The sequence below is a fragment of the Bradyrhizobium sp. BEA-2-5 genome (assembly GCF_032918025.1).
In the GTDB taxonomy this organism is placed as follows: Bacteria; Pseudomonadota; Alphaproteobacteria; order Rhizobiales; family Xanthobacteraceae; genus Bradyrhizobium; species Bradyrhizobium pachyrhizi.
Genome location: NZ_CP136629.1, coordinates 1,420,664 through 1,442,457 on the forward strand (window position 1 = coordinate 1,420,664; position 21,794 = coordinate 1,442,457).

Below are 21,794 nucleotides of genomic sequence, written 5' to 3' on the forward strand. Positions count from 1 at the left end.
GGGCCGCGCGTTCGCGCGGACCCGGTGGCTCGCAATGACGGGTGGATGGACTGCCGGCGCTTGCGGCCAACTTGTTCCGTTTCCGGAAGGCCTTGTTTACCCTGCGGCAAACAGCGTCAGGTTGCGCTCATGGCTCCTTAACAGGGGTGAGTGCAGAGATCGCGCCCGAGGGACAGAGAAATGGCGTCCACGGACAATCCCACGCCGGCTTCCAAGAGCCTTGGCAAGCACCTTGGCAAGGCGCGCGCCGCCTTTGACGGTCTGCGCAGCCATGGCGGCTTCTGGCTGAGGGCGCTGTCGCAGCCGACCATCGATCTCAGCTTGCGCACCCAGGCCGGCCAGCGCACCCGCATCGTCGAATCGCCCGGCCTGTCGCTGCCGAGGGACGAGCTCGACGCGCTGGTCGAGCAGCTGCGCATCGTCGCCGCCAAGACGCTGCCCGAGGAGAGCCTGACCTATGGCATCTTCTCCGGCGAACCCGAGCGGCTCTCGCGCGCCGTCGTCACCCTAATATCCGAAGAAAACACCGGGCGGCCGATCGCCTTCAACGCGCTGTCGGTGATGGACGTGCCGCTCGACGGCGAGCCGGCCGAGGTCACTCATCTCGGCCTCGTCATGGTCGATCCCGATGTGCGCGGGCAGGGGCTGTCCTGGGTGCTCTACGGCCTGACCGCGCTGGTGCTGTTCGCCCGCGACGGGCTGCGGCCGAAATGGATATCCAACGTCACCCAGGTGCCGGCGGTGGTCGGCATGGTCAGCGATACGTTCTCGGACGTGTTTCCGTCGCCGCTGCCGGGCGCGCGGCAGAGCTTTGCGCATCTCCAATTGGCGCGCGGCATCATGGCAAGGCATCGCGCGGTGTTCGGCGTCGGCGAGGAAGCCGGCTTCGACGAGGCGCGCTCGGTCATCACCAACGCCTATACCGGCGGCTCGGACGCGCTGAAGAAGACCTTCGAGGTCGCCCCGAAGCATCGCAATGCCGTCTATAACGAGTTTTGCGCGCGCGAGCTGGACTACGCGCGCGGCGACGACGTGCTGCAGATCGGCCGCGTCGATCTTGCCGGCGCGCGCCGCTATCTCATGAGCGAGGTGCCCCCGGGCTCGCTGCCGGCGCTGCTGGCGGCGTCCGGGATGCTGGCGCTGCAGCGGCTGGTGCTGCCGGTGGTCTACTGGATGGACGACAGCCGCGCCTTCGGCACGCTGCGTCCGCGCAAGCAGAACGGCGGGGCCGCGCGATGAATTTCGACTACTACTCCTTCACCGGCCGCAATATCGGCTTCATCGACGAGCACGAGCAGCAGCTCTTGCGTCAGGCGCGGGTGTTCGTCTGCGGCGTCGGCGGCATGGGCGGCGCGGCCTTCATGGCGCTGGCGCGCGCCGGCGTCGGCAAATTCGTGATCGCCGACATCGACCGCTTCGAGGTCTCCAACCTCAACCGCCAGGTGTTCGCTTTCGCCGACGAGGTCGGACGCGAGAAGGCGGCGGTTGCCGCGGAAGCGGCGAGGCGCATCAATCCGACCATCGAGATCGAGGTGCTTGGCGAGAACTGGACCGGCGAGCTGGCGGAGATCGCCGCGCAGTGCCCGGTCATCGTCAACGGCATGGACGATATCGCTGCCGGCGTGCATCTGTACCGGACTGCCAAGCGCGCCGATGCCACCGTGATCGACGCCTACATGTCGCCGCTGCCGTCGGTGATCGTGGTGCGCCCGCACGATCCGCGGCCCGAGCAGCGCCTCGGCTTCCCGACCCTTGGCAAGGACTGGACCGATATCACCGAGGACGATCGCCGCGCCGCGATGCGCGCCGAGATCGAGCACGTGATGCTGCATTCCTCGTCGCGCAACTATGTCGACCTCGCCATCGCCGGCGAAGTGGCCGCCGGCCGCCGCAGCCGGATGTCGTTCGCGCCGATGGTGATCTCGACCGGCATGCTGATGGCCTATGAGGCGGTCGCGCTGATCCTGGGCCGCACCTCGGGCACCGATTGCCGTGGCTGGTTCCTCAACCCGCATCGGCCCGCGATCGAGAAGCCGCGCAATGCGCTCGTCGCCGCCCTGATGCGTCCGCTGGTGCGGCGGGCCATCGACGAATTGACTGGCAGCAGATGACGTCCGGGGTGATTGCCGATTCCATCGTCAATCTGTGCGGCGCCATCGGGCTCGCCGTGGCGATGATGACGTTCTACCGGCGCGATCCAAGGAGCCCGTTGACGCGCCGCCTGCTGCTCGCACTCGGCGTGATCGCGATCCTGTTCCTCGACCGCGGCCTTGCCTGGTGGACCGGAAGCCGCCTGCTCGACCGCCTCTCGGTGATCCCGGCCTCGCTGGTTCCGCTCGGCGCCCTGATCGTCACCGAAGGCATCCTGCGGCGCCACGCGCCGCGCGCGGTCAAGATCGCGGCGCTCGCGGGCGGCATCCTGCTCGGTCTTGGCGGCCTGTTCGGACTGCAACGGCTTGCGATGCCTTACGCGATCGCGCTGGCGCTGTTCCAACTGCTGGGCTTCGCCACGTGCGCGCTGCTGCTGGCGACGCGCGATCGCGCCTCGCTGATGGCTGCGGAGAACCGCAGCATCGGCCGCATGGCGGTCGGTGCACTGGTCGTGATCCCGTTCATCCTGACCGACTTCCGCACGCTGTTTCCCGATATCCCCGTGCGGCTCGGCGCGCTGGGCGCGCTGCTCACGGTGACGGTGATGCTGATCGCCGGCGGCGGTGCCGAGACGCGCCGGCACGGCCTTGCGATGATGGCGCTGCGGCTGATCTCTTCGGGCCTCTTGGGTCTCGCCGCTGCCTTCATGGCGCCCGACGTCGACGCCGCGCAGATGGTCCGTTTCGTCGCGGTTGCGATCGCCGGCGTGCTGACCATCGGGTTGATGACGGACGCGCTGCGGGCGCTGTTCGAATCGCAGGAGCCGGGCGTGCTCAATTCGGTCGCGGCATCGCCGGCGCAGACCCGCGAGCAGTTGATCGCCGAGCTCGCGCGGCATCCGATCTTCGAAAGCGCGCGGCGCTTCCGCGAGAACGAGCTCGCGCTCTACGATCCGCCGCTGCTGCACGACTTCCTGTCGACCCGGCGCGTGCTGCGGCGGTCCGACGCGCCGTGGGGACTGGCGTCGACCGATCCCGCGGCCGAGCGCATGGTCTCGCTGATCGCAGCCAACAACGCCTCTCACGTCATCGTGCTCGGGCATGATCCGCTCGACCTGATCGTGCTCGCGGTGCCCGTCACCGCGGCCGACCCCGCCACTGAAACCGCGCTGGCGCTGGTACGCCGGCTGCTGGCGTTGACCCCGGAGGCCAAATGACATCAGAGATCCGCGAGGGCGACCGCAGGGCGGCATTCGACGCGGCCCTCAATGCCTACGGGCCCGACAGCCTCTACGTGCCGCCGCTGTGGAGCGATTTCGACCGGATGTTTGATTCCGCGAAGAATCCGTTCGTCACCGAAGGCCACGGCCGCTATGCGTTGTTCTCCGCGCATCGCGATGGACGACCGGTCGGTCGCATTGCCGCCTCGATCCACGACGCGTCCAACCGCAAGCACGGCACCCGCCATGGTGCATTCGGCTTCTTCGATTGCATCGACGATGTCGAGGTGGCCGATGCGCTGCTGCGCGCCGCCGAGCAATGGCTGTCGGCCCGCGGCATGAGCCGCGTCGCCGGCAATTTCAATCTCACCGCGATGCAGCAGATCGGCGTGATGACGGATGGCTTCGACCATGCGCCGTTCACCGACATGATGTAGTCGCCGCCGCACATCGCAAAGCATCTCGAACGCGCCGGCTATGCCGCGACCTTCCCGATGACGACGTTCGAGATCGCGCTCGACGGCGGCAAGCCGGAGCAATTGCTCGGCGACAAGCAGCGCGCGGTGCTGGCCGATCCGGATTTCGTCTGGCAGCCGATCAAGCGTTCCGCCTTCAAGGTGCGGTTGGAGGATGCGCGGCTGATCCTCAATGACGGCTTTGCCGACAATCCGATGTTCGTGCCGCCGACCGCCGCCGAATATCTGTTCCAGGCCGGCGACATGATGTGGATCATCGACAAGCGGATTTCGACCGTGGTCTATCACCGCGGCCGGCCCGCCGGAGCGATCATCGCGATCCCCGACCTCAATCCGCTGATCAAGGCGATCGGCGGCCGGGTCGGGCTGTCAGCGCCGTTCAAATTCGTGCAGCACCGCGTGATGAACAGGCGCGCGGTGCTGATCTATCAGTCGGTCTGCCGCGACCTGCACAATCGCGGCCTCAACGGCGCGATGCTCTACCGCACCGCGCTGGCGTTGCAGGAGGCCGGCTATCGCACGCTCGGCGGCACCTGGATCGCTGACATCAACGGCCCGTCGCTGCGCCAGGCCGAGAAGGTCGGGGCGAAGCCGCTGCACCGGCTGCATCTGTTCACCAAGCGGCTAGCCGCACCATGAGCGCGCTGACGCCGGATCTGCTGCGCGAGGTGGTCGCGGAGGCGCGGTTGGCGCCGAGCGTCCACAACATCCAGCCGACCCGCTGGCGCCTGCTCGGCGATGAGCGGCTGGCGCTGGTCGATGCGACCGGCGTCCGCGCCCCGGTTGCCGACCCCGTGGGGCATGACGTGCTGGTGTCGCATGGCGCGGCGCTGGAGGGCATGAGCCTCGCGCTTAACCGCCGCGGCTTCGCAATCACAGGCATCACCACGCTCGAGCAGCCGCTGTCGCCGCAGTTTGCGGTGCTGTGCTCTTTTGCGATCAGGCAAGGAGCCGAGCCCGATCCGCTGGCGGACCTTGTGGCACGCCGCATGTCGTGGCGCGGCAAGTTTGCGGCATCGCCGGTCGATGCGGCGGCGCTGGCGCAGCTGGCTGCCGCGCGCGACGATGTAATCTGCATTGGAGATCGCCAGGCGATTGCCGATATCGCCAACTGGGCCGATCGGGCCGAATTCTCCTTTGTCCGCGGCGACGACTATCGGGCTGAGCTGCTCGCATGGATGCGGCTGTCGCCCGGCCATCCGCACTATCTGCTCGATGGGCTCAACCGTGATGCGCTCGCCATGAATGCGGTCGAGGCCACCGCCGCGCGCTACCTGCTCGGCACCCTGTTCAAGCCGCTCGATCGTCTCGGCTTCGCCGCGTTGTTGCTTGCCGACGGCACCAAGACCGCGTCGGCATCGGCGATCGTGCTGTTTTGCCGTCCCGTCGGTGAGGATCCACTCACGACCGGACGGCATTTCTACCGCGCCTGGCTGGAGATCGATCGCGCCGGTTTCGCGGCGTGCCCGATTTCGGCGCTGGTCGATCATCCTGACTTTAACGACCGGCTGCGAAAGCTCGGCAAAATCGGCGCCGATCTATGCCTCGTCAACGTGTTCCGCATCGGCCGGCCATCAAAACCGATCAAACCGCGGCATTTCCGGTTGCCTGTTGACCGGCTCATTGTCTGAAAATTAAGCTGCAATCCCCGCTGTCAAAACTTCACGCGGTCGTGCTATGACGCCGCCCGCTAACCAACGACCGGTGGAGATGATGTCGAAACAATCCCTGCGCGAGGAGGCCGAACGCCTGATCCGCGAATCGATGGAAAAGAAGACCATCGTCGTCAAGCAGGGCACGACCCGCATCGAGGCGGTCTGCGGCAAATGCGGCGCCCCGAACCGGGTTCAGGCGGAAAAGGGCCAGGCCCGCGTCAAGTTCGCCTGCAAGCAGTGTGGACACAAGCAGGAAACGCTGTGAGCGGGGCCGCGCTCCCGTCATCCTGAGAGAATGTGAATGTATTCAGCGTCGTCCTGGCGAAAGCCAGGACCCATTACCCCAACCGCTTGTTGTTGTGCGATGCTGGGGCCACTATCGCACGCTCGATCGAATTCGGTGGTTATGGGTCCTGGCTTTCGCCAGGACGACGGCGTGCGGAGGCCGCTCGCTACAATACTCACGGTCACAGTCAGCAGTCGCGTAGGATGGGTGGAGCGACGCGATACCCGTCAATGCATCGGTGCGGCGGGATGATGGGTATCGCTGCGCTCCACCCATCCTGCGAAGCAGGTCTACTTGAATACTTCGCAGACCGTGGTGTGATCCGGCGCGATCCTGGCCGCGGTCCGCAGCGAGACGCTGTACCACCAGGCATCGAGTGCGTGGCGGTCGCAGGCGAGCTTCACGCTCATCCCGCCGGCGAACTTGATCCAGTCCGCAAAGCTCGCGCGCGACACCGCGATCACGACGGGAATGTCGGCGCCGAGCGCGCGCTCGATCAGGAAGCCAAGCCCCTTGCCGTCGCGCTCCCGCTTGCCGAAGCGGTTGATGACCACGAGATCGGCGCCTTCAGCAAGTGCATCGGCGACGCGGACGCCGGCAGCCTGCAGCCGCGACAGATCGAGCTTGCAGCCGGTGGCGCCGGGACTGGCAGGAGTTTGGCTCGACGGCTGCGCCAGCAGCAGCGTCTCGCCGCTATGCACCAGCACAGCCGACAGGCTGGAATCCGCGCATTGGCCTGATTGCACCATGCCGACCACGCGCGCGCCGTGTGCTCTCAGATCGGCAGCGAAGTCGCGCAGGATGGCATCGGGATCGTTATCGGCGTCATAGACCAGGGCGGCAAGGTCGCATTGGGCGTCGAACATGATGGGCTCTGTTCGTTATGGAGGGGAGGGGCGGCCGCGGCACCGAGGCGTCGCGGCCGCATGTTGATGGGTCAGGCGGCCGGTGGGCCGTTGATGATCTGCAGCTGGGTGAACTCGGCGAGGCCTTCCTCGGCGAATTCGGTGCCGATGCCCGATTGCTTGGCGCCGCCGAACGGGATGTTCGGGGCCATGTCGAGGTGCTTGTTGATCCACACCGTGCCGGCCTCGATCCGGGTCGCGATCTCATGCGCGCGCTTGATGTCGGACGACCAGACCGACGCGCCGAGGCCATAAGTGGTGGCATTGGCGCGGCGGATCACGTCGTCCTTGTCGGAGTACTTGATGACAGGCAGCACCGGACCGAACTGCTCCTCGTCGACCAGCTTGGAGCCTTCCTTGATGTCGCGCACGATGGTCGGCTCGATGAAATAGCCGGGGCGGTCCATCGCGGCGCCGCCGGCGATCACATTGCCGTTCTTGCGGGCGTCGTCGAGGAACGCCTTGACCTTCTCGTACTGCATCTTGTTCTGCAGCGGGCCGAGCTTGGTGCCCTGCTTGGAGCCGTCATCGACCACGGTGTTCTTCGCGATCGCGACCAGCTCGTTGCAGATCTCGTCATAGACCGACTCGTGCACATAGAGCCGCTTGATGGCGAGGCAGACCTGGCCGGAGTTCTGGAACGCGCCCTCGAAGATGCCGGGCGCGACCTTCTTCGGATCGACGTCGTCGAGCACGATGCCGGCGTCGTTGCCGCCGAGCTCGAGCGTGATCCGCTTCAGGGTCTGCGATGCGCTCGCCATTACCTTCTGGCCGGTGGCCGAGGAGCCGGTGAAGGAGATCTTGCGGATGTCGGGATGCTTGGTCATGTGGTCGCCGAGATCGTTGGCATCGGCGATGAAGTTCAGGACGCCCTTCGGCAGGATGTCCTTGACCAGTTCGGCAAAGCGCAGCGAGGCGAGCGGCGTGGTCGGCGCAGGCTTCACCACCAGCGTGTTGCCGGCGAGCAGCGCCGACGGCAGCTTGAACGCCAGGATCAGCAGCGGATAGTTCCAGGGAATGATCGCGCCGACCACGCCGAGCGGACGGCGATAGGCCTCGACCTTGCGGTCGCCGGAATTCTCGATCACGCGCATCGGCAGTTCGAGCGAGCCGAGATAGCGGAAGAAGCCGGCCATGCCCATCACCTCGCCGGTGGCATCGGCGAGCGGCTTGCCCTGTTCGCTGGTCAGGATATGCGCGAGCTCGTTGGCGTTGGCCTCGATCACCTCGGCCATCTTGATAATCAGCTTGCGGCGCTCCTCCATCGGCGTGGCGGCCCAGGCCGGGTAGGCGGCCTTCGCGGCGGCGACAGCCTTGTCGAGCTGTTCCCTGGAGGCGCGCGGGCATTGCGCCACCACCTCTTCGGTCGCCGGATTGAGCACCGGCATGGTCTGGTCGCCGGGTACCATCTTGCCGTCGATGAGAAGCTTGTAATCACTCATTGGCCTTGCTCTCCCTGGTCAAACGGGCCCTTCGCGGACCTCGCTATATTCGTGTGTATATCACGGATGCGGGTTCGACGCCACGGCCATTCAGGGCAAGCGCGCGGCACTGCCGAACCGAATGAATTCTCTGGAAAATCGTGAAGAAAAATCAGCCTGAGCTTCGTGCCGATTCATTCGCGGTTGCCCGCCCGGCGTCAATCGGGGCACCGCGGGCTTCAATAGATTCTAATGCCGCGCGCGGCCCTGCCGATGGCTGCCGCGGCTATACTTTTAAGGGCTGGACGCTGGTCGTCTTCGCGATATATTAAGCAGAATATAACGATGATCCGGAGTGCCGGCATGCAGATCGAAACCCAGGAGCTCACCACCTGCGAAGTCGCGTCCGATGGCTGCGCCATTTCGCTTGGCTTCGTGGACGGCAAGGGCGAGCCCGCAACCATCCGCCTGTCGATCAACCAGGTCGGCGCGCTGGTCATGACCTTGCCCGGGCTGATCAGCAAGGCGCTGCAGGCCCGCTTCGGCGACCAGACCTTGCGCTACGCCTATCCGCTGGATTCCTGGGTGATCGAACAGTCGACCGATCCGGCGCAGGGCATGGTGACGCTCAAGACCACGGACGGCTTCAGCGTCTGCTTCTCGATTCCGCGCGCCCAGCAGAGCGAGCTCGGCGAGGCGCTGGTGGCGCCGCCGGTGACAAGGGTGCAGGTGCGGGCGAATTAGGAGCTTGTAGGATGGGTCGAGCGAAGCGATGCCCATCAAATAGCGGACCGCGGGAGAGGTGATGGGTTTCGCTTCGCTCGACCCATCCTATGTTCCCCCCGGTTCACTTCCCCTTCACGAACGCGGCGAACGCGTCGCCGTAATCCGGGTGCCAGCGCGACAATGGCGGCCGGTTCTCGACGATGTCGCCCATGGCCCAGAGCATACGCTTCTCGTCGAGGGTGCGCGGCACGTCGTTGTCCGGGCAGAGGATGTAGAAATCGCCGGCCTCCAGCCGCGCCAGCATGAAATCGACCGTCTGCTCCGGCGTCCAGGCGCCGGCCGGCTTCTCGGTGCGTCCCTTCGCGGTCAGGCCGGTGAAGACGAAGCCCGGGATCAACAGATGCGCCGTGATGTGGCAGCCCTTCGTGTTGCGCAGCTCGTGTTGGAGCGCCTCGGTGAACGCTTTCACGCCGGCCTTCGAGACATTGTAGGCGGGGTCGCCCGGCGGCGTGGTGATGCCCTGCTTGGAACCGGTGTTGATGATCAGGCCCGGCCGGCCGCGCTTGATCATGTTGGGCGCAAACGTCTGCGAGCCGTTGATGATGCCCCACATGTTGACGCCGATGATGCGCTGCCAATGGTCGGGCTCGCCGAACAGCGTGCTGCCCGGCTGGATGCCGGCATTGTTCATGAGGATGTCGGTGCCGCCAAACTTTTTCGCGACCGCAGCTTCGAGCTTTGCCACTTCGTCGGCGCGGCTGACGTCGACGGCAGCCGTCATGATATCGGCCGCGCCGCCAGGTGCCGCAGATGACAGTTTAGCCGCGGCCGCCTTCAGCCTGTCGTCGCCGAGATCGGCGATGCAGACCTTCATGCCGGCCTCGGCGAACCGCACTGCGGCGGCAAGTCCGATGCCGGAGGCGCCGCCGGTGATCACGGCAACATGATTGGCTGATATCACGGGGTGGGGCATCTGCGGTCTCCGGACAAGCGAGAGGGCAAGTATATCTTAGGGTCGGGCTTCATCCTTCGAGACACCGCTGCGCGGCTCCTCAGGATGAGGCCTTATAGCAGACCTCATGGTGAGGAGCGCGGCAATGCCGCGCGTCTCGAACCATGAAGCCATGGAACGTGCCGCGACGATCCGCACCACGCACGCAGGCGCATGACAGGTTTTCGTACGCGCCGCCCTCGACAACGCCGGCTCGGCTTTACGGTTTCGCGCCTGCGCTGTAGAATTCGGGATATAACGCTTCTAAAAGACCTCAGCCGACATTTGACAGGGAGTGCAGCCATGGCTGTGTCGCAGGCTATTCCGATCACGCGCCATCCGTTTGCAAATGGATCTTACAAGCAGATGCTGATCGACGGGAAGTGGGTCGATGCAGCCTCAGGCAAGCGCTTCGAAACCCGCAATCCCGCCACAGGCGAGCTGCTCGCGACCGTCGCCGAAGGCGACAAGGAGGACATCGATCGTGCGGTTGCCGCCGCTCGCCACGCCTTCGAAGGCCCCTGGAGCAAGGTCAAGCCGTTCGAGCGGCAGAACCTGCTCTTGAAGCTCGCCGACCTCGTCGAGAAGAATTTCGACGAATTGTCGCAGCTCGACACGCTCGACATGGGCGCGCCGCTCAGCCGCACCCGCGCCTATCGTCTGCGCGCCGTCGGCATGCTGCGTTACTATGCTGGCCAGACCACCGCGATCCACGGCGAGACCATCGAGAACTCGCTGCCCGGCGAGATATTCTCCTACACGCTGAAGGAGCCGATCGGCGTCGTCGGCGCCATCATTCCCTGGAACGGCCCGCTGACCGCGACGATCTGGAAGATCGGTCCTGCGATCGCGACCGGCTGCACGGTGGTGCTCAAGCCCGCCGAGGAGGCGCCGCTGACCTCGCTGCGCATCGCCGAGCTGGCGATGGAGGCGGGCGTGCCGCCCGGCGTCATCAACGTCGTGCCCGGCTATGGCGAGACTGCTGGCGCGGCGCTCGCCTCGCATCACGACGTCGACAAGGTCGCCTTCACCGGCTCGCATGTCACGGGCCAGTCGATCATCCGTGCCTCCGCCGGCAACCTCAAGCGTGTCTCGCTCGAGCTCGGCGGCAAGTCGCCGGACATCGTGTTCGCGGATGCCGATCTCGATGCCGCCGTGCCGGGCGCGGCGATGGCGGTGTTCGCCAATTCGGGGCAGATTTGCAGCGCCGGTACGCGCCTGTTCGTCGAGCAGTCGATCTATGACGAATTCGTCGGCCGCGTCGCCGAGTTCGGCAAGAAGCTGCAGGTCGGCAACGGCCTCGATCCGAACGTGCAGATCGGACCGCTCGTCTCCGAGCAGCAGCTCGCGCGCGTCACCGGCTATCTCGACATCGGCCAGAAGGAAGGCGCAAAGGCGCTCGCCGGCGGCGGCCGTGTCACCGAAGGCGCGCTGTCGAAGGGCTTCTTCGTCTCGCCGACGGTGTTCGCGGGCGTTGAGGACAACATGCGCATCGCGCAGGAGGAGATTTTTGGTCCCGTCATCTCCGCGATCGCGTTCACGGACATGGATGAGCTGGTCAAACGCGCCAACAACACCACGTTCGGCCTCGGCTCCGGCGTCTGGACCACCAATGTCAGCAAGGCGCACCAGGTCGCGAAGGCGCTGCGGGCCGGCTCGGTGTGGGTCAACTGCTACCAGGCGATGGACCCGGCCGTGCCGTTCGGCGGCTACAAGATGAGCGGCTACGGCCGCGAGTCGGGCAAGCAGCACGTCGAGGAATATCTCAACGTGAAGGCGGTCTGGATCAAGACGGCGTAGGGCTGGTCCCGCTGTTTCTCTTCACCTCTCCCCGCTTGCGGGGAGAGACATAGGCCGCCTATGGCGGCCGTCCTCAAGAACGCCGAAGCGGAGCTTCGGCGATGTTGCATCGCCAGATGCAATCCGGGTGAGGGGTACGGGATGCTCGACGTGCTCGCGGAACGAAGCCCTCACCCCAACGCTCGCATGATTTCGGAATATTAGAAGAATATCCCTGATTTGCCCGACGCGTCAAGTTGCCTTGTCGAGCGCGGGGGCGCCGCCGGCTCCTTTGCATGGGGTTGTTTTCGATATTTTGCGACGCGCCCCTGCGACGGCCGCCGGTTCCTGCGTTTACCGCCCGGCTGCCTTCTTCGGCTTGCCGATGTCGCTGCGCAGCGCCTCGAGATCCTTGCGCACGGCGCTTGCCGCGTCGCGCTCGATCTTGCGGTAGCGCGCCACCAGGGAGAGGCCGAACGGGGTCAGCACCGCGCCGCCGCCATTCTTACCGCCGGTCTGCCGTTCCACCGCCGCCTGGCGGCAGATGCGGTTGATCTCGTCGACCAGGTCCCAGGCGCGCTTGTAGCTCATGTCCATTGCGCGGCCGGCGGCGGAGATCGAGCCGCATTCCTTGATCCGCTCAAGCAGCAGGATCTTGCCCGGTCCGATCCGGTCCTCGGCATCGAGGTCGATGCGGACGCTGAGGGAGGGGAGCGATGAGGCGCTCGATTTCGACATGGGAGACCTGTTCTCGTGGCAACAGATTGCCACTACCCGCTTTCATGAACAAGATGAACCCGTTAGATAACGGGCATGATCCGGAAAAGTGGGTACCGGTTTCCGGGCGGATCATGCCCAGACTATAACGGAAACCACATAAGAATATTTGGGGCAGGCATGAATCCTCCGTCGCTGTTTTCTCCGCTCAAGATCGGTCCTTACCAGCTCGAACATCGCGTCGTGATGGCGCCGCTGACGCGGATGCGGGCGGCGCGGCCGAGCCTCGTGCCGCGGCCGATGAACGCGGAATATTACGCGCAGCGCGCCACCCCGGGCGGCCTGCTGATCGCGGAGGCCTCGCCGGTGGTTGCGACCGGCTTCGGCAATCCCGGTGTTCCCGGCATCTACAGCGAGGCGCAAATCGCGGGTTGGCGCAAGGTGACGGATGCCGTGCACGCCAAGGGCGGCATCATCTTCCTGCAGCTCTGGCATGTCGGCCGCGTCTCGCATTCTTCCTTCCACGGCGGCGCGCTGCCGGTGGCGCCGTCGGCGGTCGCGATCCCGTCCGAGTTCAAGTGCATGACGGCGGACGGCAAGGTGGTCGATTACGAGACGCCGCGCGCGCTGGAGACCGAGGAGGTCAAGGACATCGTCGAGGCGTTCCGGCAGGGTGCCAAAAACGCGCTCGCCGCGGGCTTCGACGGCGTCGAAATCCACGGTGCCAACGGCTATCTGCTCGAGCAGTTCCTGCAGTCGCGCAGCAACCAGCGCACCGATCAGTATGGCGGCTCGATCGAGAACCGCGTCCGCTTCCTGATGGAGGTGACGCAGGCGGTGACCGAGGTGTGGGGTGCGAGCCGCGTCGGCGTGCGGCTCTCGCCCTACGGCATCGCCAATGGCAGCGGCGAGGCCGACCCGATGCCGCTCTACAGCCACGCCATTACGGCGCTGGACAAGCTCGGGCTTGCTTATCTGCATTTCATCGAGCCGCGCGCCTCGGGCACCGGCCGCGCCGAGGTCGACTGGCAGAACGTGCCGTCCGCGATGGTGCTGTACCGCCCGATATGGAGCGGCGTGCTGATCACCGCCGGCAATTTCGTCAGCGAAACCGCACAGAGCGCGGTCGCCGAAGGTCATGCCGATGCGATCGCGTTCGGCCGCATCTTCATCTCCAACCCGGATCTGCCGCGCCGGCTTCAGCACGGCTATCCACTGACCAAGTACAACCGCGCCACCTTCTATGCCGGCGAGGAGAAGGGCTACACGGATTATCCGGTGCACGACGAGCTGGCGCAGGCTTAACTCTTCGTAGCCCGGATGGAGCGCAGCGAAATCCGGGGCCTTGCATCAGCGGATCAAGCATCCCCGGATTTCGCTACGCTGCATCCGGGCTACGATAGCTCGGCCAGCAAAACCGGGAGACCGCGATGTTTCCGGACGACGAGTTCGAGCCGACCAAGAAGCCAAAGCCGGTGGCGCTGGCGAAGCCCGCGGCCGGTCAATGCCTGTGCGGCAAGGTGCGGTTCGAGATCGACGTGCCCGCGCGCTGGGCCTGGCACGATCACTCCGCCGCGAGCCGCCGCGCCCATGGCGCAGCTTATGCGACCTATGTCGGAAGCTGGAAGAAGCGCTTTCGCATCACGCAGGGCGAGAGCGAGCTGTCGCGTTACGAGGACGCGAAAAGCAAGACCACGCGCAGCTTCTGCTCGCATTGCGGCACGCCCATCGCCTATGAGCGTCCGCGCGGTCCGCACATGGTCAACGTCCCCCGCGCGCTGTTCAAGGAGCGCACCGGCCGCCAGCCGCTCTATCACATCGCGATCGAGGAGCTGCAGGAATGGGCCTATACTGGCGAGCCGCTGGTGCCGCTGAAGGGTTTTCCGGGCGTGGTGTGGCAGCGCTCGAAAAAGAAGAAGCGCAGTGCGCGCGAGGGGATGTTCTAGCGAGCGTTTTGCCTCAGGCGCGCGCCTGCGGAATGCGGCCATGACCGCCCGCTCGATTGCTCCGGCTGCGCAAGTTTGGTCATCTCCCTTGATCCCCGTCGGCCAACGCGCCGACAGGCCTGGAGGGAACATGAAGAATCGCATTACCGGCCGCTCCGCCTTTCTCGCGTTGCTCAAGGACGAGGGCATCACGCATCTGTTCGGCAATCCCGGCACCACCGAGCTGCCGATCATGCACGCGCTGAAAGATCATCCCGATCTCACCTATGTGATGGCGATGCAGGAAAGCCTCGTGGTCGCGATCGCCGATGGCTATAGCCGCGCCTCGGGCAAGCTCGTCGCCTGCAACGTGCACGTTGCGCCCGGCCTCGGCAACGCCATGGGCTCGCTCTACAACGCCCAGTTCACGGGCACGCCGATGATCCTCACGGCCGGCCAGCAGGAGCAGGGCCATGGCCTGATGGAGCCGGTGCTCTATGGCCCGTTGGTGCGGATGGCCGAGCCGCTGGTGAAATGGGCGGTCGAGGTGACGCGGCTGGAGGACCTGCCGCGCATCGTCCGCCGCGCCGCCAAGGTGGCGACCACGCCGCCGACCGGACCGGTGTTCATCTCGCTGCCCGGCGACATCCTCAACAGCGAGGCCGGCATCGATCTCGGCCGGTCCACCCGCATCGACACCCGGGTGAGGCCGTCGGAGGATTCGCTCAAGGCGCTGGCCGCGCGCATCCTGAAGGCGGAGCGACCGGTGGTCGTCGTCGGCGACGAGATCGTGAAAAGCGATGCGCTGCGCGAGGCGGCTGATCTCGCCGAGACGCTGGGCTGCCCGGCCTGGCAATCGCCGACGCCTTTTGGTTCGCATTTCCTCTCCGAAAGCCCGAGCTTCGTCGGCACGCTCGCGCGCGTGCAGAAGGTCGCGCGCGACACGCTTGCGCCTTACGATCTCCTGATTGCGCTTGGCGGCGATCCCTTGCGCATGTCGGTTCACAGCGAGGTCGATGCGCTGCCGGATGGTCTCGGCATCGTGCAGGTCGGCCTCGTGGACAGCGACCTCGCCAGGAACTATGGCGCCGAGATCGCGGTCAAGGCGGACGTCAAGGAAACGCTGCGCGCGCTGGTCCCTGCGTTGAAGGAGGCCGGCGGCGGCGCGCTGGAGACGCGTGCCAAGCAGGGACTCGCGGCCTTGTCGACGAAGAACTGGGCGGCGAAGCGCAAGGCGCTGGTCGAGCAGATCTCGAAGGCGAGCCAGACCTCGCCGATCGATCCGGACTGGCTGGCGCTGCAGGTCGTGGAGGCGATGCCCGACAACGCGATCCTGGTGGACGAGGGCCTGACCTCGTCGCGCCAGATCATCGCGCTGCGCGCGCATCGCGACCGCTACGGCTATCACGCGCTGGCCTCCGGTGGCATCGGCTGGGGCTTGCCGGCGTCGGTCGGCGCCAGCATCGCCAATCCCGATCGCCCCGTGGTGTGCTTCTCGGGCGATGGCAGCGCGATGTACTCGATCCAGTCGCTGTGGACGGCGGCGCACCACAAGCTGCCGCTCAACGTCGTGATCGCCAACAATGGCGGCTACCGCATCATCAAGCAGCGCCTGCTCGCCTTCCATGGCGACGACAATTACGTCGGCATGGATTTCGTCGATCCGCCGGTGGATTTCGCCGGCATCGCGCGCTCGCTTGGGCTCGAGGCGATCAGGATCACCGACCCACAGGAGCTGAAGGGTGTGATGAAGTCGGCTTTCAGCCGTCCGGGCGCGAAGCTGATCGAGGTGGTGGTGAGCAATTCGGTGAATTAGTTGGGACGTCATTCCGGGATGGTCCGAAGGACCAGACCCGGAATCTCGAGATTCCACAAATTCGCAATTGCGAATTGGGCTTCGATGCTTCGCATCGCCCCGGAATGACGTTGTCTACTCCGCCGCAGCGCTCCGCTTCACGCGATAACGGCTTGCCGGATGCTTCGCATCGAGCCTTGCCCGGCCCTGGCCGAACAGCTTCTCCCGCAACGTGCCCTTCGCGTATTCCGGCTTGTACCGTCCGCGCCGGGTCAGCTCCGGCACCAGCATGTCGGCGATGTCCTCGAAATCGCCGGGCGAGATCGCGAACGCGACGTTGAGCCCGTCGACGTCGGTTGCTTCGAACCATTGCTCGATCTTGTCCGCGACCATCTCCGGCGTGCCGACCACGACCGGCCCGGCGCCGCCGATGCCGACATGCTCGATGACGTCGCGCACGGTCCAGACGCGGTCCGGATCGGCGCGGGTGACGTTGTCCATGGCGCTGCGGCCGGCGTCGTTCTGGACGTGGCGGACCTGCTGATCGAGATCGTAGCCGGAGAAGTCCACGCCGGTCCATCCCGACATCAGGGCGAGCGCGCCCTCGGGGCTGATGTGGCGGCGGTACTCGGCGTATTTCGCCTTCGCCTCCGCCTCGGTCGGCGCCACCACGACGCACATCATCGAGAACATCAGGATCTCGGCCGGGTTGCGGCCGAGCGCGGCGGCCTCCCGGCGGATCCCGGAGACGCGCGGCGCGATCACCTTGGCCGACGGTCCCGACATGAACACGCATTCGGCATGCTTTGCCGCGAACTGCCGCCCGCGCGGCGAGGTGCCGGCCTGGTACAGCACGGGCGTGCGCTGCGGCGACGGCTCCGACAGGTGGATCGCGTTGAGCCGGTAGTTGCTGCCGTCATGGTGTACCGCATGCACCTTGCTCGGATCGCTGAAGATGCCGCGCGCGACGTCGCGGATCGCGGCATCGTCCTCCCAGCTCCCTTCCCAGAGCTTGTAGACCACCTCCATATATTCGTCGGCGATGTCGTAGCGGTCGTCGTGCCCGGTCTGCTTGTCCTTGCCGGCGCCGCGCGCGGCGCTGTCGAGATAGCCGGTGACGACATTCCAGCCGATCCGCCCCTCGGTGAGGTGATCGAGCGTCGACATCCGCCGCGCGAACGGGTAGGGCGGCTCGAAAGACAGATTGCTGGTGACGCCGAAACCGAGATTTTGCGTCACCGCGGCCATGGCCGAGAGCAGCATCAACGGTTCGTTGGCCGGGGTCTGCGCCGCGTTGCGCAGCGCCGCATCCGGATTGCCGGCATAGACGTCGTAGACCCCAAGCACGTCCGCCAGGAACAGCCCGTCGAAGCGGCCCCGCTCCAGGGTTCTGGCGAGATCGATCCAGTAGGGCAGGCGGTTATAGTCGGCGGTGCGGTCGCGCGGATGGGTCCACAGGCCCGGTGACTGGTGTGCGACGCAATTCATCGCAAAGGCGTTGAGCCTGATTTGTTTTGTCATTGTCGAAAACCTTGGTCGAAACCTTGCGCGCCGTGCTGCCCGGTCTATGCCGGGCGCCCCGCTTCGACTTGTTGCGACTTCCCACGTTTTGGCAAGGCCCATTCGCATTTCGCGCCCTTCCGGTCGCGATCTGATCCCGATAGGTTGCGCGCTTCCAGAAGCATGATCGGGACGCAAAGCATGGCGTTCCGGTGCGATCATGCCACGACGCGACCGGACGAAGGAACAATCATGGCGACACGGGCCGACGCAATCGCAAAGGTGCGAGAGCATTTTCAATCGGGACAGTTCTTGAAGGAACTGGACCGCAGGGTCGGCTACCAGACCGAGAGCCTGAATGCCGACAAGGCCGATGCGCTGCGCGCCTATCTGGTGGAGAATCTGCAACCGGCCTTCGCCGAGCTCGATTTCAAGACCCACCTGATCGAGTCGCCGACCGGCCGCGGGCCCTATCTGATCGCCGACTACCAGGAAGACGCTTCGCGGCCGACCGTGCTGACCTACGGCCATGGCGACGTCGTCGACGGCATGGTCGGCGAATGGCGCGACGGGCTCAATCCCTGGCAGACCACGGTCAAGGGCGAGCGCGTCTATGGCCGCGGCACCGCCGACAACAAAGGGCAGCATTCGATCAACATGGCCGCGCTGCGCGCGGTGAAGCAGGCGCGCGGCGGCAAACTCGGCTTCAACGCGAAATTCATCGTCGAGATGGGCGAGGAGATCGGCTCGCCGGATCTCGGCAAGGTCTGCGAGGCGCATCGCGAGGAGCTCAAGGCCGACCTGTTCGTGGCTTCCGACGGGCCGCGCCTGTCCGCCGACCGGCCGACGCTCTTTCTTGGCTGCCGTGGCGGCATCCGCATTCATCTCGACGTGAATCTGCGCGACGGCGGCCACCATTCCGGCAATTGGGGCGGCGTGCTCGCCAATCCCGCGACCATCCTGGTGAGCGCGATCGCGAGCCTGGTCGACGGCAAGGGCCGCATGAAGCTCGAAATCCTCAAACCCCCGCCGATTTCGAACCGCGTCCGCGCCGCGCTCGCCGACGTCGAGGTCAAGCCGACGGCGGACGAACCGGCGCTGGCGGAAGACTGGGGCGAGGAGGGCCTGACCGCGGCGGAGCGGCTCTATGCGTGGAACACGCTGGAGGTGCTGGCGATGTCGTCGGGCAATATCGAAAAGCCCGCCAACGCGATTCCCGGCAAGGCCAACGCCGTGCTGCAGCTCCGCTTCGTCGTCGGCACCCGGCATCTCGAAGTGATCGACGCGGTGCGGGACTATCTGCACAGCAACGGCTTTCCGATGGTCGAGGTCTCGGGCACGCAGCGCTTTGCCGCCTCGCGCACCGACATGGACAGCCCGTGGATCGACTGGGCGGCGAACTCGATCCGCGCCACCACCGGAAAGGCGCCGGCCGTGCTGCCGAATTTCGGCGGCTCGCTGCCGAACGACGTGTTTTCCGAGATTTTGGGTCTGCCGACGATCTGGGTGCCGCACTCCTATCCCGGCTGCTCCCAGCATGCGCCCAATGAGCACATCCTGCTGCCCTTGACCGAAGAGGCCTTGACGGTGATGGCCGGGCTGTTCTGGGATCTCGGGGAGGCCCCGCGGAAGTCTTGAGCCTCACCCATTACTCCGTCATGGCCGGGCTTCTCCCGGCCATCCACGTCTTAACGCTACGAGACAAAGACGTGGATGCCCGGCACAAGGCCGGCCATGACGAGTGGAAAGTTTGTTGGCTGACGCTGCCAAGGAAATCCTGATGACATTATCAACTTCGGCCGCCGCTCAGCACGCCACTGCGGTCGACAAGAAAAACATCACCCGCCTGATCGTCGCGACTTCGGTCGGGAATGCGCTCGAATGGTACGACATCTCGGTCTATGCCTATTTCGCGGTGTATCTCTCCAAGGCGTTCTTCCCGGCCAATGATCCGACCACCTCGCTGCTGTTGACCTTCGGCAGCTTCGGCCTGTCGTTTCTGATCCGCCCGATCGGCGGCGTCGTGCTCGGCGCCTATGCCGACCGGCACGGCCGCAAGGCCTCGCTGATGCTGTCGATCGTGCTAATGACGCTGGGCACGCTGGTGCTGGCGCTGATGCCGACCTATCAGACCATCGGCATCCTGGCGCCGCTCGCGGTGCTGCTGGCGCGCCTGGTGCAGGGCTTTTCCGCCGGCGGCGAGTTCGGCTCCTCGACCGCGTTCCTGGTCGAGCACATGCCCGAGCGGCGCGGCTTCGTGGCGAGCTGGCAGTTCGCGAGCCAAGGCGTCAGCGGTCTGTTGGGCGCGGGCTTCGGTGCGCTCCTGACCTCGCTGATGAGCCCGGAGGATTTACAGTCCTGGGGCTGGCGGCTGCCGTTCCTGTTCGGCGTCCTGATCGGCCCGGTCGGCATCTATATCCGCAACCATGTCGACGATGCGATGCCTCCGCCGGCCGCGAAGCAGGAATCGCCGGTCAGGGAAGTGCTCGCGCGGCAGAAGCTCGCCACGATGCTCGCGATCGGCGCGCTCGCCGTGTCGACCGCGGTCAACTATTTGATTGTCTACATGCCGACCTATGTGGTGAAGACGCTCAACCTCGCGCCATCGGTCGGCTTCATTGCCTCGTTCGCCGCGCAGACCGCGGTTGCGCTGCTGGCGCCGATCGCAGGCATGGTCTCCGACAAGATCGGACGCACCACCCACATGATCCTGTTCGCGCTGCTGCTGCTGGTGTCGATCTTCCCGGCCTTCCTCTTGCTCACCGGCAAACCGACGCCCGAGATCATCCTGCTCGGCGTGCTCTGGCTCGGCGTCCTCAAGTCGCTGTATTACGGGCCGCTCGCCGCGCTGATGTCGGAACTGTTTCCGGCGGCGACGCGTGCGACCGGGCTCGGTCTCAGCTACAATATCGGTGTCACCTTGTTCGGCGGTATGGGGCCGGCGATCATGACCTGGCTGGGTGGCTTCGCGCCGATCGGCGAGCTCGCGCCGGGTTATTATCTCACCGCGGTCTGCATCCTCAGCCTCTGCGCGCTGTTCACGATCCGCAGGCTGCGGCTGGCGTAGCGCATGATCCGAAAAAGTGCGAAGCGGTTTTTCAAAGAGATCATGCACAAATCGCATCAGATTTCGTGATGCGAAATTCAAATATGCTTATTGTTGCAGAGCAGCGTAGATAGTCGAAATCAAAGTTTCATCTGACGAAAGTATACGGTGTCCGGCGCACGTCATCCGTCCTAGGATGATGTCCGCCGGGCGCGTCTCTTCGTTGCGTCCCGGTTCAGGATTTGGAATTGACGGCAAGGAAGGCCAGGGCATGAACGCCTCCACGACTGCGACCGCACGGACCAGCCGCAAGAGGCCACTGCCGGAGCCGGGCCAACCCGACAAGTTCAACGCGATCCAGAAGGTGTGCGCGATCCTGCGCGTGCTGGCGCAGCGCTCGCCGCTGCGGCTCACCGACATCGCCGACACCGCCTCGCTGAACAAGGCGACGGCGCTGCGCATTCTCAACTCGCTGATCGAGGAAGGCTTCGTCAGTCGCGTCGCCGGCGCCAAGACCTATGAGCTCGGCCAGGAGGCGCGGGTGATGGCGGTCGGCGCGCGCCGTTCGGTCGACATCGCCGAGCTGGCGCAGCCGAGCCTGCTCCGGCTGTCGGAGCGCTCGGCCGATACGGCGCTGCTGTCGGTGCGATCCGGCGTCGAGGCGCTTTATCTGGCGCGCTCGGTCGGCAACCATCCGCTGCAACCGAACTACCTGCAGATTGGCAGCCGCCGTCCGCTCGGTGTCGGCGCCGGCGCGCTGGCGCTGCTGGTCTGGCTGCCGGATGCCGAGATCGAGGCTGTGATCGAGGTGATCGTGCCGCGGCTGGCGAAATCGCCGCGCATCACGCCAAAGTTCTTGCGCGAGCGGATCGCCATGGCACGCAAGGCCGGCCACACCGTGCTGATCGACGCCGCGTTCCCCGGCATGGGCGGCGTCGGCGTGCCGGTCCGCGACGATGCCGGCGAGGTGGTCGCCGCCCTCTCGATCGGCGCCGCGTCCGACCGCATTCGCCGCCGCGAAGGTGAGCTCGCCGACATGCTGAAGAAGGAAGCCCAGGTGCTGGCCCGCGCGCTGGCCCAGGCGCCGAAGAACGGGCGTGCGGCGAAGATGGGTTGAGCGGTCGGGATGCAAGCATCGGCTCGCTTCACCTCGCCCCGCGCGCGGGGAGAGGTCGGAACGCATCGTCAGATGCGTTGCGGGTGAGGGGGTACAGGTATCACCGCATTCTGAACTCGCGGAGGCAGCCCCTCACCCCAACCCT

Annotated in this window: 20 protein-coding genes; 15 read left to right on the forward strand and 5 right to left on the reverse strand. The window is 65.7% G+C overall.

The genetic code is table 11. From position 1 onward, the window contains the following. The first annotated feature begins 180 nt into the window (after positions 1 to 180). From RX327_RS06555 to RX327_RS06585, 7 genes are all read left to right on the forward strand, one after another. Positions 181 to 1,239 (forward strand): hypothetical protein, encoded by a 1,059-nt coding sequence (locus tag RX327_RS06555; protein ID WP_202814551.1) that lies wholly within the window; start codon positions 181 to 183, stop codon positions 1,237 to 1,239. Next, positions 1,236 to 2,111 (forward strand): HesA/MoeB/ThiF family protein, encoded by an 876-nt coding sequence (locus tag RX327_RS06560; protein ID WP_050385188.1) that lies wholly within the window; start codon positions 1,236 to 1,238, stop codon positions 2,109 to 2,111. The genes RX327_RS06555 and RX327_RS06560 overlap by 4 nt, the downstream gene beginning before the upstream one ends. Further along, complete coding sequence (locus RX327_RS06565) at positions 2,108 to 3,307, forward strand: hypothetical protein (RefSeq protein WP_050385187.1); 1,200 nt, start codon at positions 2,108 to 2,110, stop codon at positions 3,305 to 3,307. Before RX327_RS06560 ends, RX327_RS06565 begins: the two co-directional genes overlap by 4 nt. Then, positions 3,304 to 3,747, forward strand: coding sequence for a hypothetical protein (locus tag RX327_RS06570; RefSeq protein ID WP_244482169.1), 444 nt, complete (start codon positions 3,304 to 3,306; stop codon positions 3,745 to 3,747). The genes RX327_RS06565 and RX327_RS06570 overlap by 4 nt, the downstream gene beginning before the upstream one ends. A 57-nt stretch (positions 3,748 to 3,804) precedes the next feature. Next, positions 3,805 to 4,425 carry a hypothetical protein gene (locus tag RX327_RS06575; RefSeq protein ID WP_244482167.1) on the forward strand — a complete coding sequence of 207 codons (621 nt, stop codon included), beginning with the start codon at positions 3,805 to 3,807 and terminating at the stop codon, positions 4,423 to 4,425. Then, complete coding sequence (locus tag RX327_RS06580) at positions 4,422 to 5,417, forward strand: hypothetical protein (protein WP_317249805.1); 996 nt, start codon at positions 4,422 to 4,424, stop codon at positions 5,415 to 5,417. The genes RX327_RS06575 and RX327_RS06580 overlap by 4 nt, the downstream gene beginning before the upstream one ends. A gap of 82 nt (positions 5,418 to 5,499) precedes the next feature. Then, on the forward strand, positions 5,500 to 5,706 hold the full coding sequence (locus RX327_RS06585; RefSeq protein ID WP_061879056.1) for a hypothetical protein: 207 nt from the start codon (positions 5,500 to 5,502) through the stop codon (positions 5,704 to 5,706). 311 nt (positions 5,707 to 6,017) lie between these two features. Here the strand turns inward: RX327_RS06585 and RX327_RS06590 are convergent, their stop codons facing one another. Together RX327_RS06590 and RX327_RS06595 are read right to left on the reverse strand one after the other, a co-directional pair. Further along, a complete protein-coding gene (locus RX327_RS06590) occupies positions 6,018 to 6,593 on the reverse strand; it encodes a DUF2478 domain-containing protein (RefSeq protein ID WP_193395230.1) in 576 nt (191 codons plus the stop codon). A gap of 71 nt (positions 6,594 to 6,664) precedes the next feature. Then, on the reverse strand, positions 6,665 to 8,074 hold the full coding sequence (locus RX327_RS06595; protein WP_050385184.1) for an aldehyde dehydrogenase family protein: 1,410 nt from the start codon (positions 8,072 to 8,074) through the stop codon (positions 6,665 to 6,667). 342 nt (positions 8,075 to 8,416) lie between these two features. Between RX327_RS06595 and RX327_RS06600 the strand changes: the two genes are divergently transcribed. Next, the gene (locus RX327_RS06600) at positions 8,417 to 8,797 is read left to right on the forward strand and encodes a hypothetical protein (RefSeq protein ID WP_050385266.1); all 381 of its coding nucleotides are present in this window, start codon (positions 8,417 to 8,419) and stop codon (positions 8,795 to 8,797) included. Positions 8,798 to 8,900: 103 nt separating this feature from the next. Here RX327_RS06600 and RX327_RS06605 read toward each other — a convergent pair whose 3' ends face one another. Further along, entirely contained in the window at positions 8,901 to 9,752 is an 852-nt protein-coding gene (locus RX327_RS06605) for an SDR family oxidoreductase (RefSeq protein ID WP_317249806.1), read from the reverse strand. Positions 9,753 to 10,073: 321 nt separating this feature from the next. On the opposite strand from RX327_RS06605, the gene RX327_RS06610 reads away from it, so the two are divergent. Next, the gene (locus tag RX327_RS06610; RefSeq protein WP_317249807.1) at positions 10,074 to 11,570 is read left to right on the forward strand and encodes an aldehyde dehydrogenase family protein; all 1,497 of its coding nucleotides are present in this window, start codon (positions 10,074 to 10,076) and stop codon (positions 11,568 to 11,570) included. A 333-nt stretch (positions 11,571 to 11,903) separates the two neighbouring features. Here RX327_RS06610 and RX327_RS06615 read toward each other — a convergent pair whose 3' ends face one another. Beyond that, a complete protein-coding gene (locus RX327_RS06615) occupies positions 11,904 to 12,287 on the reverse strand; it encodes a winged helix-turn-helix domain-containing protein (RefSeq protein ID WP_016846469.1) in 384 nt (127 codons plus the stop codon). 159 nt (positions 12,288 to 12,446) lie between these two features. Between RX327_RS06615 and RX327_RS06620 the strand changes: the two genes are divergently transcribed. From RX327_RS06620 to RX327_RS06630, 3 genes are all read left to right on the forward strand, one after another. After that, on the forward strand, positions 12,447 to 13,571 hold the full coding sequence (locus tag RX327_RS06620; RefSeq protein ID WP_317249808.1) for an alkene reductase: 1,125 nt from the start codon (positions 12,447 to 12,449) through the stop codon (positions 13,569 to 13,571). A gap of 125 nt (positions 13,572 to 13,696) precedes the next feature. Then, positions 13,697 to 14,212, forward strand: a complete 516-nt coding sequence (locus tag RX327_RS06625; RefSeq protein ID WP_317249809.1) for a GFA family protein — start codon at positions 13,697 to 13,699, stop codon at positions 14,210 to 14,212. Positions 14,213 to 14,342: 130 nt separating this feature from the next. Further along, complete coding sequence (locus RX327_RS06630; RefSeq protein ID WP_317249810.1) at positions 14,343 to 16,007, forward strand: thiamine pyrophosphate-binding protein; 1,665 nt, start codon at positions 14,343 to 14,345, stop codon at positions 16,005 to 16,007. Between the two features lie 114 nt (positions 16,008 to 16,121). Here RX327_RS06630 and RX327_RS06635 read toward each other — a convergent pair whose 3' ends face one another. Then, positions 16,122 to 17,507 (reverse strand): LLM class flavin-dependent oxidoreductase, encoded by a 1,386-nt coding sequence (locus tag RX327_RS06635; RefSeq protein WP_317249811.1) that lies wholly within the window; start codon positions 17,505 to 17,507, stop codon positions 16,122 to 16,124. 231 nt (positions 17,508 to 17,738) lie between these two features. On the opposite strand from RX327_RS06635, the gene RX327_RS06640 reads away from it, so the two are divergent. The 3 genes from RX327_RS06640 to RX327_RS06650 all read left to right on the forward strand — a co-directional run bounded on the left by RX327_RS06640 (position 17,739) and on the right by RX327_RS06650 (position 21,649). Further along, positions 17,739 to 19,124, forward strand: coding sequence for a M20 family metallopeptidase (locus RX327_RS06640; RefSeq protein WP_317249812.1), 1,386 nt, complete (start codon positions 17,739 to 17,741; stop codon positions 19,122 to 19,124). Positions 19,125 to 19,266: 142 nt separating this feature from the next. Continuing rightward, entirely contained in the window at positions 19,267 to 20,553 is a 1,287-nt protein-coding gene (locus RX327_RS06645; protein ID WP_050385178.1) for an MFS transporter, read from the forward strand. A gap of 250 nt (positions 20,554 to 20,803) precedes the next feature. Beyond that, the gene (locus RX327_RS06650; protein WP_050385177.1) at positions 20,804 to 21,649 is read left to right on the forward strand and encodes an IclR family transcriptional regulator; all 846 of its coding nucleotides are present in this window, start codon (positions 20,804 to 20,806) and stop codon (positions 21,647 to 21,649) included. Positions 21,650 to 21,794: the final 145 nt, after the last annotated feature.

Excerpts from the sequence above, each read along its gene's own strand:
- RX327_RS06555 (WP_202814551.1), top strand. The coding sequence starts at position 181 with ATGGCGTCCACGGACAATCCCACGCCGGCTTCCAAGAGCCTTGGCAAG.
- RX327_RS06560 (WP_050385188.1), top strand. The coding sequence starts at position 1,236 with ATGAATTTCGACTACTACTCCTTCACCGGCCGCAATATCGGCTTCATC.
- RX327_RS06565 (WP_050385187.1), top strand. The coding sequence starts at position 2,108 with ATGACGTCCGGGGTGATTGCCGATTCCATCGTCAATCTGTGCGGCGCC.
- RX327_RS06570 (WP_244482169.1), top strand. The coding sequence starts at position 3,304 with ATGACATCAGAGATCCGCGAGGGCGACCGCAGGGCGGCATTCGACGCG.
- RX327_RS06575 (WP_244482167.1), top strand. The coding sequence starts at position 3,805 with ATGACGACGTTCGAGATCGCGCTCGACGGCGGCAAGCCGGAGCAATTG.
- RX327_RS06580 (WP_317249805.1), top strand. The coding sequence starts at position 4,422 with ATGAGCGCGCTGACGCCGGATCTGCTGCGCGAGGTGGTCGCGGAGGCG.
- RX327_RS06585 (WP_061879056.1), top strand. The coding sequence starts at position 5,500 with ATGTCGAAACAATCCCTGCGCGAGGAGGCCGAACGCCTGATCCGCGAA.
- RX327_RS06590 (WP_193395230.1), bottom strand. The coding sequence starts at position 6,593 with ATGTTCGACGCCCAATGCGACCTTGCCGCCCTGGTCTATGACGCCGAT.
- RX327_RS06595 (WP_050385184.1), bottom strand. The coding sequence starts at position 8,074 with ATGAGTGATTACAAGCTTCTCATCGACGGCAAGATGGTACCCGGCGAC.
- RX327_RS06600 (WP_050385266.1), top strand. The coding sequence starts at position 8,417 with ATGCAGATCGAAACCCAGGAGCTCACCACCTGCGAAGTCGCGTCCGAT.
- RX327_RS06605 (WP_317249806.1), bottom strand. The coding sequence starts at position 9,752 with ATGCCCCACCCCGTGATATCAGCCAATCATGTTGCCGTGATCACCGGC.
- RX327_RS06610 (WP_317249807.1), top strand. The coding sequence starts at position 10,074 with ATGGCTGTGTCGCAGGCTATTCCGATCACGCGCCATCCGTTTGCAAAT.
- RX327_RS06615 (WP_016846469.1), bottom strand. The coding sequence starts at position 12,287 with ATGTCGAAATCGAGCGCCTCATCGCTCCCCTCCCTCAGCGTCCGCATC.
- RX327_RS06620 (WP_317249808.1), top strand. The coding sequence starts at position 12,447 with ATGAATCCTCCGTCGCTGTTTTCTCCGCTCAAGATCGGTCCTTACCAG.
- RX327_RS06625 (WP_317249809.1), top strand. The coding sequence starts at position 13,697 with ATGTTTCCGGACGACGAGTTCGAGCCGACCAAGAAGCCAAAGCCGGTG.
- RX327_RS06630 (WP_317249810.1), top strand. The coding sequence starts at position 14,343 with ATGAAGAATCGCATTACCGGCCGCTCCGCCTTTCTCGCGTTGCTCAAG.
- RX327_RS06635 (WP_317249811.1), bottom strand. The coding sequence starts at position 17,507 with ATGACAAAACAAATCAGGCTCAACGCCTTTGCGATGAATTGCGTCGCA.
- RX327_RS06640 (WP_317249812.1), top strand. The coding sequence starts at position 17,739 with ATGGCGACACGGGCCGACGCAATCGCAAAGGTGCGAGAGCATTTTCAA.
- RX327_RS06645 (WP_050385178.1), top strand. The coding sequence starts at position 19,267 with ATGACATTATCAACTTCGGCCGCCGCTCAGCACGCCACTGCGGTCGAC.
- RX327_RS06650 (WP_050385177.1), top strand. The coding sequence starts at position 20,804 with ATGAACGCCTCCACGACTGCGACCGCACGGACCAGCCGCAAGAGGCCA.